Genomic DNA, 7,470 nt, shown 5'->3' on the forward strand with positions numbered 1-7,470 from the left:
GTTTCGACTCCTGCGGATATTGCTTCGTGTTGCCGCTTTCAGCGCGACTGCTTCAGCGCGAAACGCTGCGTGCTGCGCCATTTTCTCAGCATGTAGCGCGTGCTGCTGCACCGGTCACGCGTTCGTCACGCGCGCTGCAGCGTAATCACGAATTCTGCCCCGTGCGAGCGATCCGCGTCAGCCTGCGTGCCGCCTTCGGGCCCATCCACTTCCATCTGCGGGACCAGGTTGCGTGCGACCAATGTGCCACCATAGTCCCGCGCTATAGCCGATGAAATCGCCAATCCCAGGCCCAATCCATGACCCATTTCCTTCGTCGTGAAAAACGGCTCGAAAAGACGCGGGAGAACATCCGATGGAATGCCCGGCCCGTTGTCACGCACCACAATGTCGACCGTGGTTTCGTGCCTCATCAACTCAATCTCGATACGAGGAAGATCGCACGCGACCACCGCGTCCAGCGCATTGCCAATCAGGTTGATCAGGATTTGCTCGAGCCGCAGATCCTCGCAGCGCACATATAGCGGCGGGCTGGAATCGGCGCGTTCGTTGGCATCGAAGGCAAGCACCACGTTCTTCAGGCGCGGCTGCAACATGGCAAGGACGTTGCGCAATGCTCGGCCAACATCGGTACGCGCGTTTTTCGGACGGGCCTTGGCCACGAACAACTTCAGCTGGTTCGTGATCTTTCCCATGCGCTCCGTCAACGCGGCAATCGCCTCGAGATTCTCGTGCGCTGCCACGTGATCGCCGCGCTCGATCAGCACGCGGGTGTTGTCAGAGAAACTGCGCAACGCGGCAAGCGGCTGGTTCAACTCATGCGTAATGCCCGCTGCCATCTGCCCCAGCGCGGCCAGTTTGCTCGCCTGGATCAGTTCGTCGTGCGCCGCGCGCAAGTCCTGTTCGGCCCGCGTGCGCTCGCTCACCTCCTTGGTCAGCAACACGTTCGCCTCCGATAAATCCGCCGTCCGCTCCGCGACGCGTTCATTCAGCTCGGCATAGGCGGTCTGCAAGAGCGCGCGGCTGCGGATCATTTCACGCACACGCACACGGCGCATGCGCCAGTAGAACGCGAGCAAACACAGCGAGACGAACACCAGCGCCGTCACAATCGTCGCGCTCCACGCGGCGTCGACCGCCGGATCAAGCGAAACCATTGTCATCAAGTGCCAATCGGGCTCGCCGAGCGCGCGCTGCGTGGCGAGAAAACTCGGCGCGTCGCGCCCGCCTCCCACGCGCACGATTTGCGCGCCGCCTTCGAGCGTGCGCACGATGGTCATCGGCAGCGCGGTGATCGGATGCTGCGCGTACTGCCGTGCGGAATACACCGACGCTTCGATATCCTTCGGCAACGGCCGCAGCGTGTGATATTTCCACGCCGGCACGGAAGAAAGGAAGATCACGCCGTGGTCGTCGGTGACGAGCAGCGGTTCCGAGGCATCAGCGCCCTGCAGCCATTCCAGGTTCAGCTTGACGACCGCCACGCCGATAATGTCCCGCGTGCCCTCTTTGAATACCGGCTGCGAAATGAAATAACCGGGCTCGCGCGAGATCGTGCCGAGTCCGAAAAAACGGCCGGTGCCGCCTTTGACGGCATCGACGAAATACGGCCGGAACAGGTATTCCGCGCCCACGAAACTATCCGGGCCATTCCAGTTGCTCGCCGCCACGCAGCGCCCGTTCGACTGGATGATGTAAGTTGCCGTGGCACGCGCGTGCGTATTCAGGTCGGCGAGATAACGGTCCGCGCGCGCGGCGAAGCGCGGGTTAGGATCAGCGAGAACCTCCTGCACGAACGGATGGCGCGAAAGCAGATAAGGCAGATATTCGTAACGGTCGAGCGTGCTTTTCAGCTCGGCTGTCGTGCGGTCGACACGCGCCGCCGCGTTTTGACGCAACGTGTCGAGCCCGCGTTGCCACGCGATGCTCCACGTGAGCGCACACACGCCGGCAAGTGCCGCGAGAAGAAGCAGGAAAACGACCAAACGCCGCGTCACGTGAACGGGTTCCAGACGATGGAGACCCCCGATTGTGGCACGCGCCGCTTCGAACGCGGTTTCCGCCGACGCCCTCGCCACCCCTTCCGTAAACGGACGCGGCGAAGCATCCGCCACCGAATGCTTCGCCGCTTTCATTGCTGTTGATTCCCTTTCGCGTGAATGCCGGGTGCGCAGCGTGCTTGGAAGCGCCGCTGCTTCGCCCGATCAGGACACGGTTTCGGCTTCGGTATCCACCGCGCCGTGCTTGAGCTGATCGCGCAGCTTGTCGCGGTCCAGTTCCTTCTCCCACGCAGACACAACCACCGTCGCCACGCCGTTACCCACGATGTTCGTCAACGCGCGGCACTCGCTCATGAAACGGTCGATGCCAAGGATCAGCACCATGCCCGACAGCGGAATGGTCGGCACGACAGCGAGCGTTGCAGCCAGCGTGATGAAGCCTGCGCCGGTCACGCCGCTTGCGCCCTTCGACGTCAGCATGGTCACCGCGAGCAGCGTCAGTTGCTGCGTCCACGTCAGGTCGGTGTTCGTCGCCTGTGCAATGAACAGCACGGCCATCGTCATATAGATGTTGGTGCCATCGAGGTTGAACGAATAACCGGTCGGCACGACAAGGCCCACCACCGAGCGCGAGCAGCCGAGCTTTTCGAGCTTGAGCATCAGTTGCGGCAATGCGGCTTCCGACGAGCTCGTGCCGAGCACGATCAGCATCTCTTCCTTGATGTACGCGACGAAACGCAGGATGTTGAAGCCCACCATTCGTGCAATCGCGCCCAGAACGACGACCACGAACACGATCGACGTCAGATAGAACGTGCCGATCAGCTTGAGCATGGGCACGAGCGAGCCGATTCCGTACTTGCCGATGGTGAACGCCATTGCACCGAACGCGCCGATCGGGGCCAGCTTCGTGATGATGCGCACGACACCAAACAGGATGTGCGACAAGCTTTCGATAAAGCTCGTCACCGCGCGGCCTTTCTCACCTGCGGTAGCCAGCACAGCACCGAACAGCAGCGCGACCAACAGGATCTGCAGGATTTCGCCTTGCGCGAACGCGGACGAGATGGTGTCCGGAATGATGTGCATCAGGAAGTCCGTGGTCGTCTGGCCGTGCGCCTTCGCGGCGTACGAGGCGACCGCCTTGGCGTCCAGCGTAGCCGGATCGATATTGAAGCCCGCGCCCGGTTTCAGCAGATGCGTCGCGGCCAGGCCGAGCACAAGCGCGAAGCTGGAGACGACTTCGAAGTACAGAAGCGCCTTGCCGCCCACGCGTCCGACCTTCTTCATGTCCTCCATGCCGGCGATCCCGGTCACGACCGTACAGAAGATGATTGGGCCGATCACCATCTTGATGAGCTTGATGAACCCATCCCCGAGTGGTTTCATCTCAGTAGCGAGCGCGGGATAAAAATGCCCGAGCGCTATGCCGATGGCAATAGCCAACAGCACCTGCACATACAGGACTTTATAAAAAGGTTTCTTCACGGTTGTCACAGTTGTTCCGGGCATGGTCGGCGAATAGCAAAGGGGTAAGACAAAAACGCGCCGGCGCTAGGCTGCGGCGATGCGCGTCTGGCGTCGGTAAAATCAGATAAAGCTGGATGGAATGGGTTGCATTGAATCGTCTCCCTATCTTGTTTTATGGCCTGTCTGGCCAGCCCTTCATATTGCAAGGTCGATGCCAGTTTTTGACTCGCGTTTAGCCTTGATTATTAAGGGTTTTTTGTTGACCCGAAACGGTAAAAATCTGCATTTCCGGAATTCAGGAATTGGACCGTCCGGTCATCCGGACGGGATAAGGGTTATCCCTTGGACGCTTTATCTACGGGCTTTCCCGAGGTTCTGCACAGTCTGCGAAGCGATATGCCAGGCGCAAGCTTCCGGGCTTCTGGACGAACTGCGGAAATTCCAGATCGCATTAACGCGTGATTTCGGATCTAAATTAATTTAGCTGAATTTCACCTCATTGCGCCAATCCATCTCAAAGAAAGCTTAATGAAAATATGTAAAACTGTGTAGTCGATACTGATAAACGCTTATTAACTGTATGAATATTTGATTTATAGGACTACGATGAATTTCGGAAACAGCAAAACATCGCAACGGGTTCGTTTCCAAAAATCAGGAGTTCGCTTTGATTGAGACCCCATAATCTGCGTATTTGTTGCAATATTCCTTCCGTGGTACTCACGGCCAAGTAGCGCAGTTGAAGAGAAAGCAAATTGGCTTTTCGCACTCGTCACAGTCGGTCGCGCGAGTCGTTTTATTCTGCAGCTGGCTTTCAATTACCTCATATTTACCGCGTTCAGAGTGGGCGGCGTACTAAACAGCGCCGTGCTGGATGGCGTTTACTATTGCGTCGCAGGGCGCGCAATATATAGCTGTCATTTTGTTTAACCGGGGACTAGGCAATCTCAACTGGAACATTATATTCGCGCTTGCAGCCAATATCCTGGTCACGGCGGCAGCCACGACCGGCATTCCCGTCGTGAAGGATTTTTGGTGAGCCTCAGCCTGCTTCTGGGTGCAATGATATTCGGCGGCGTCATATCGGGTATCAGAGGGTGCCTTTGTCTAAAGGGTGGAATCGGAATCTTCTTTGGCACCTTCAACCCGTTTCACGCGACCCACGTCGCTATCATCAAACGGGCGCTGGAACTGCGCGGACTATACAAAGTATTTATTCATTCAACCGTCGTGCCACGGCTTCACGCGACCGCATTGCGGTGGGGTGAAACTCGCGTATCGAAGTTTGATTGCGGATTGTACATCCTCGAGCGCACATCAAAGGCTGATCTAAACGCCAACTACTTCCTCACCGGTAGTCGCTCTTATTATCAATTCACTCGATTTAAACCGCTCCGACCTGGGGATTCAGGACGGCCCCCAAGTACTGAATCGACCTGAGGGAGCTTGGGCCGAAAGCGGCACTCTCGAACAATCCGAAGTTCGCTCGCTTATCCATTCCGAGGATTGATGCATGCTCACTTACGCCATAATCAACCATCCGACACTCGTTCTACTCGACATCCAGCGAGAATACATCTCGCCTGATCGGGCGTTCTATTTGACGGGAATCTCTCCAAGCCTGAACAACTGCCGGATTTTGCTCAAGCATGCGCGGCAAAACTACTGGCCCATTAATTCGAACAACCGCCGAAGTCCTTGCTATGTAATTCGGAAGCATTGCGGACATAAAAAACCCACGTTTTCCGTGGGTTTTTTATACCAACCAAACCAGAAGACCTACATGGCGCCGACCAGGCCCGCGTCGTGAGCCTGTTGATCCGCGTGGTAGCTCGAACGCACCATGGCACCAACGGCGGCGTGCGTGAAGCCCATCTTGTACGCTTCTTCCTCGTACATCTTGAACCTGTCCGGATGAACGTACGAACGCACCGGGAGGTGATGTTCGGAAGGCTGCAGATACTGGCCGATCGTCAGCATGTCCACGTTATGCGCCCGCAGGTCGCGCATGACCTGGAGGATTTCTTCTTCCGTTTCACCCAGGCCGACCATCAAGCCCGATTTGGTCGCCACTTCCGGATGCAGCGCCTTGAAGTCCTTCAACAACTTCAGCGAATGCGCGTAATCCGAACCAGGACGCGCTTCCTTGTAAAGACGCGGCACCGTTTCGAGATTGTGGTTCATCACGTCAGGCGGCGCAGCGGTCAGGATGCCGATTGCGCGGTCCAGACGACCACGAAAATCCGGCGTCAGGATTTCGATGCGCGTCAGCGGCGAATGCTCGCGCACTTGACGGATACATTCCACGAAGTGCGCCGCGCCGCCGTCACGCAGGTCGTCGCGGTCCACGCTCGTGATTACCACGTACTTGAGCTTGAGCGCGCCGATCGTGCGGGCGAGGTTCAGCGGTTCGTCGGCATCGAGGGGATCGGGGCGGCCGTGGCCCACGTCACAGAATGGGCAGCGACGGGTACATTTGTCGCCCATGATCATGAACGTCGCGGTGCCCTTGCCGAAACATTCGCCAATGTTCGGGCAACTCGCTTCTTCACAGACCGTATGCAGGTTGTGTTCGCGCAGGATCTGCTTGATTTCGGTGAAGCGCGAACTGCCCGTTGCGGCCTTCACGCGAATCCATTCCGGCTTTTTCAGCTTTTCGATCGGGATGATCTTGATCGGGATGCGCGCCGTTTTCGCTTGCGCCTTTTGTTTGGCGGTGGCGTCGTAAGGCGCGGCAGCGGAGGGTGATGCGGCGGTACTGCCAGCCAGATTTCCGGTTACGTCAGTCATTCGGTCGGTCCATTCAGACGGCCACGCCGTTCTGCAGTTGGGCGGCGGTCGCGCGATGGCCGCCGATATGGTGAGTGAGGTTTTCTGCCAGCGTTTGAGCCACGTCGTTCCATTCTGCCGTCACGCCGAGTGTTGCCATGTCGACGGTTTCGAGGCCGGCGTAGCCACACGGGTTGATTGCGAGGAACGGTTGCAGATCCATTTTCACGTTGAGGCTCACACCGTGATAACTGCAGCCATTGCGGATCTTCAGCCCGAGCGCTGCGATCTTCGCACCTGCGTGGGCGAGCTGCGACGGCGTTGGCGCGACGTAGATGCCCGGCGCGCGCTCCTTGCGTTGCGTTGCCAGATTATACGATGCAAGCGTTTCGATCACGCCGGCCTCGATTCGCTGTACCAGTTCGCGGACCATGAGTTTGCGGCGGCGCAGGTCGAGGAGCAGATAGGCGACGACTTGTCCGGGCCCGTGATAGGTGATCTGGCCGCCGCGATCGACTTTGACGAGCGGGATATCACTATCGGGGTTGAGCAGATGTGCGGGGTCGCCGGCCAGTCCTAGCGTGAAGACGGGCGGATGCTCGACGAGCCAGATTTCATCGGCGGACTCCGGCGTGCGCTCTTCCGTGAACGCGCGCATGGCGTCGAAGCTTTGTATGTAAGGCTCGAGCCCGCGCCAGCGGAAAATGACCGCAGGGGCCAAGGCGCTGGGGACCGCGCGATCAGTTGACGCTGAGGGGGAAGTTATTACCGGCTGGGCGGACATAGTCCCATTAGTTTACCGAAGTTCGGTAGCTCGCGCCGGGGATGGTTTTGAGGTGCTTTTGCGGCAGTCCGAACTCGCTGACAGTGTCCAGTTGTTGGTTTCGGGCTTAACGGTCAAGAGGGGGTGTCCCGAATTTTGTGTAAACGGGTTTTCGTTTAACCCGGCGACATCCGGTCTTCGAACTGGATAGCGAAGCGGTTTAGAGCCGCCTTCCAGTCTCTGATTGGCATCGACCATTTCTTGCTGATGTTGTTCAGCGCCAGGTAAAACAGTTTCATTACGGCGTCGTCAGTCGGGAATGAACTGCGCGTTTTGATGACCTTTCGCAGACTCATGTTGATCGACTCGATCGCGTTGGTCGTATAGATCACCTTTCGGATCTCCGGCGGGTAGTCGAAGAACGGTATCACCCGGGCCCAGTTACGACGCCAGCTCTGACCAATCAAG

General features: G+C 58.1%; 7 protein-coding genes. 2 read left to right on the top strand and 5 right to left on the bottom strand.

The window, feature by feature from the left end; translation table 11 throughout:
* Positions 1 to 125: 125 nt before the first annotated feature.
* Positions 126 to 2,135 (bottom strand): sensor histidine kinase, encoded by a 2,010-nt coding sequence (locus BSU04_RS37670; RefSeq protein WP_089165309.1) that lies wholly within the window; start codon positions 2,133 to 2,135, stop codon positions 126 to 128.
* Positions 2,136 to 2,204: 69 nt separating this feature from the next.
* Entirely contained in the window at positions 2,205 to 3,488 is a 1,284-nt protein-coding gene (locus BSU04_RS37675; RefSeq protein WP_089165320.1) for a dicarboxylate/amino acid:cation symporter, read from the bottom strand.
* An 856-nt stretch (positions 3,489 to 4,344) separates the two neighbouring features.
* Between BSU04_RS37675 and BSU04_RS47245 the strand changes: the two genes are divergently transcribed.
* Positions 4,345 to 4,509 (top strand): hypothetical protein, encoded by a 165-nt coding sequence (locus tag BSU04_RS47245; protein ID WP_218827413.1) that lies wholly within the window; start codon positions 4,345 to 4,347, stop codon positions 4,507 to 4,509.
* Positions 4,510 to 4,532: 23 nt separating this feature from the next.
* Positions 4,533 to 4,910 (top strand): adenylyltransferase/cytidyltransferase family protein, encoded by a 378-nt coding sequence (locus BSU04_RS49030; RefSeq protein ID WP_373452914.1) that lies wholly within the window; start codon positions 4,533 to 4,535, stop codon positions 4,908 to 4,910.
* Between the two features lie 339 nt (positions 4,911 to 5,249).
* Here the strand turns inward: BSU04_RS49030 and lipA are convergent, their stop codons facing one another.
* The 3 genes from lipA to BSU04_RS37690 all read right to left on the bottom strand — a co-directional run.
* Complete coding sequence (gene lipA / locus BSU04_RS37680; RefSeq protein WP_089165310.1) at positions 5,250 to 6,260, bottom strand: lipoyl synthase; 1,011 nt, start codon at positions 6,258 to 6,260, stop codon at positions 5,250 to 5,252.
* 13 nt (positions 6,261 to 6,273) lie between these two features.
* Positions 6,274 to 7,023, bottom strand: a complete 750-nt coding sequence (gene lipB / locus BSU04_RS37685) for a lipoyl(octanoyl) transferase LipB (protein WP_089165311.1) — start codon at positions 7,021 to 7,023, stop codon at positions 6,274 to 6,276.
* A 155-nt stretch (positions 7,024 to 7,178) separates the two neighbouring features.
* Positions 7,179 to 7,470, bottom strand: a 292-nt coding sequence (locus BSU04_RS37690) for a transposase (protein WP_144021165.1), incomplete at its 5' end; no start/stop codon positions are given.

Origin of the sequence: Caballeronia sordidicola (genome assembly GCF_002220365.1) — a bacterium.
Lineage (GTDB): Bacteria > Pseudomonadota > Gammaproteobacteria > Burkholderiales > Burkholderiaceae > Caballeronia > Caballeronia sordidicola_C.